The sequence below is a fragment of the Skermanella sp. genome (assembly GCF_059503625.1).
The window spans coordinates 1-2,183 of record NZ_JCACHA010001198.1; the positions used below are offsets into that span (position 1 = coordinate 1).

The 2,183-nt window shown below is 64.0% G+C and carries 2 protein-coding genes and 1 pseudogene; 1 reads left to right on the forward strand and 2 read right to left on the reverse strand.

Annotation, left to right across the window (positions count from 1 at the left end; genetic code table 11):
- Positions 1-223, forward strand: a pseudogene (locus AC5JJ6_RS42065) (hypothetical protein); the annotation flags it as partial.
- A 53-nt stretch (positions 224-276) separates the two neighbouring features.
- On the opposite strand, the gene AC5JJ6_RS42070 reads toward AC5JJ6_RS42065, so the two are convergent.
- Together AC5JJ6_RS42070 and AC5JJ6_RS42075 are read right to left on the reverse strand one after the other, a co-directional pair.
- Positions 277-606 (reverse strand): DUF6916 family protein, encoded by a 330-nt coding sequence (locus AC5JJ6_RS42070; protein ID WP_496047771.1) that lies wholly within the window; start codon positions 604-606, stop codon positions 277-279.
- 157 nt (positions 607-763) lie between these two features.
- The coding region (locus AC5JJ6_RS42075; RefSeq protein WP_496047772.1) for a hypothetical protein at positions 764-2,183 on the reverse strand (1,420 nt) is incomplete at its 5' end.

Sequence of the window (2,183 nt, forward strand, 5' to 3'; positions counted from 1 at the left end):
CAACTATCTGGACGGCGAGGGCACTCCTCAACCCGTAAGGATCTATGGTCCGGCCGGTGCGGCGGGTACCATGAAAACCATTGGTAGCGGTACGGTGTCGATTTCCGGCCTGACCGTCGGCGCGAACAGCCCCAGCGGTGCGACGCCGTTCAGCATCCGCGAGCCCTACCTCACCATGTACTACATCATGGCGGTCAACGGCATCTACCCGACCCGCCCGTAATCCACGGGTCCGGACCGTCGCCTTTCCGGGCGGCGGTCCGGTGTTGCGGAAACTCAGTTGAAGGCGACGTGGTAGCCCATGCCGTTTTCCTCGCGGTCGGGCGTCAATGTCGGGACGATCTGGACGCCGATGGGACCGAAGCCCTCCGTCTCGATCTGATAGAAGCCTTCCAGCAGCAGCGTATCCACCGGGCCGCGGAACAGAAGCGTCAGCGGCTTGCGGAACTTGGGATGCGACATGCCCTTGCTGGGGTCGTAGGCCTTGGCCAGCTTCAGCTTGAACCCAGGCGCTACCTGCGGATCGCTGAACGAAAATTCCCGGCCGATCAGGGGCGTGAAATTCTCCAGGACGAAGATGTCGGGATTGTTGACGGACTCAGTCACGGCAATGATCTTTCCGGATGTGTAATGCTTAGGCATTATATACCCAATGACATATGACGCCAACTTTGCGGTACACCGATTTCAAAGGTTTTTTCGATCCCGAAGGATGAGCGGCGCCCGGGGGCGGCCCGGAAGCGCCGCCCGCCGTATGCCGCCGCTACTTCTTGCCGGCCGCCGAACCCGCTGCCTTCGCAGCCGTCTGCTCCGTCGACACCACGTCAGCGATAGACCACAGGAAGTCGGTCTGGACCGTGCCGTCGAACATCGGGTCGTCGAGGGAAACGTAGAAGGTGGTCCCGTAGCTGGTGCCGGCGCCGGACCCGAAATTGACCGAGGCCATGGAATGGCAGGTCATGCAGTTGGTCTCGACCCCGACCTGCCCGGTCCAGGCGACGCCGGTGTTGGGGTCGGTCACCGCCCGCGAGGTGCCGAAGGTGCTGGCGGAGAAGTCCGACTCCAGATACGGGTTGTAGGCGATCATCGGCTTGCCGGTATTGCTGCCTCCCGTTACCGGCTGGTTCGGGCTGATCATCTGGTAGGCGATCGACATGGCGTAATGCGCCGCCGGCTTGGCCAGCTGCTTGGGCTGTGCGCCGGCGATCGCGACGCTGCTTGGGGTCGGCGGGTTCATCGGAGCGGGCGTCCAGAAATAGGTCTGCCACGTCCATTCCCGGATCTCGCGGCTGCTGACGTGCATCGCCATCAGCAGCAGGTAATCGCCGGCTGCGACCTTGTAGGAGCCGCTGGTATCGTAGGCATTGAACTGATCGGCATTGGCGGCCGTCACGGGGTAGGCGATGAAGTCGCCCAGCCCGTAAGTCGAGGCGGCCGTCTGTCCGCTGCACGTTCCGTCGATCCCGGTGGCAGCCGACGTCCCCTTGTTGGTCACGTCGACATAGACGCAGCCCGGCCACGCCGTTTCCGGGAAGCCATTGGACACGATCGCGTCCGTCGTGAGCGGAGTTCCCGGCCAGGCCGGCATGGCGTAATACTTGCCGTCGATCAGGTCGGATGCGGAGATGATCTTGTAGACCGGCTTGATCGCGACGGCGGGAGCGGGGAAGTCGGGGATGGCCTTCTGCCCCGACTTGTACAAGGCCGCGATCGTGGTCAGGTCGAACAGCTTGTTGTCGTTGATGAACTTCGCGGCTTCCGGATTGTAGGCGACGACCTCGAAGACATTGGTGTCGGGCGATACCGGGGTGGCCGGCGCCGCCGCCTTCCTCTCGGCCTTGGGCTGCGCCTTCGACGCCGTGGTGTCGATCCCGAACTTGTGGAGCTGGGTCACCGGCTTCAGGCTCAGCGTGCGGTTACGGGCCGGAGCAGCAGCCGGAGCCTTGGCGCCGGCATCGGCGGACGAGGACTTGGCAAGGGCGACCAGTTCCTGCTTGGTCAGCCAAGTGAGATAGACCGGCGCGTTGGGGATGCCGAAGGCGGTTTCGGTGCTGGCGGCCGTCAGCGACGTCCAGAGGCCCCAGCCGTGCAAGGAGATCCCGGTGGCGTCGGCCGTGTCGACGGCCGCGATGATGATCGTCTCCGGCGTGGGGAACATGTATCCCGGAATCCTGGGGTCCGGC